The following is a 524-nucleotide window of genomic DNA, read 5'->3' on the forward strand; positions in this document are numbered from 1 at the left end:
CAGTTGCTAGGATTAGACCCGAAACCAGGTGATCTAGCCATGGGCAGGTTGAAGGTTGAGTAACATCAACTGGAGGACCGAACCGACTAATGTTGAAAAATTAGCGGATGACTTGTGGCTAGGGGTGAAAGGCCAATCAAACCTGGAGATAGCTGGTTCTCCCCGAAAGCTATTTAGGTAGCGCCTCGGACGAATACTACTGGGGGTAGAGCACTGTTAAGGCTAGGGGGTCATCCCGACTTACCAACCCTTTGCAAACTCCGAATACCAGTAAGTACTATCCGGGAGACACACGGCGGGTGCTAACGTCCGTCGTGGAGAGGGAAACAACCCAGACCGCCAGCTAAGGTCCCAAAGTATAGCTAAGTGGGAAACGATGTGGGAAGGCTCAGACAGCCAGGATGTTGGCTTAGAAGCAGCCATCATTTAAAGAAAGCGTAATAGCTCACTGGTCGAGTCGGCCTGCGCGGAAGATGTAACGGGGCTAAGCTATACACCGAAGCTGCGGCTACGTACCTTAGGGT

The 524-nt window shown here is 51.9% G+C and carries 1 rRNA gene; it reads left to right on the forward strand.

Annotated elements, in window-relative coordinates:
* A 23S ribosomal RNA gene (locus OCT63_RS21430) occupies positions 1–524 on the forward strand; the annotation flags it as partial.

The organism is Vibrio sp. RW, from assembly GCF_027587105.1.
GTDB classification, from domain to species: Bacteria; Pseudomonadota; Gammaproteobacteria; order Enterobacterales; family Vibrionaceae; genus Vibrio; species Vibrio toranzoniae.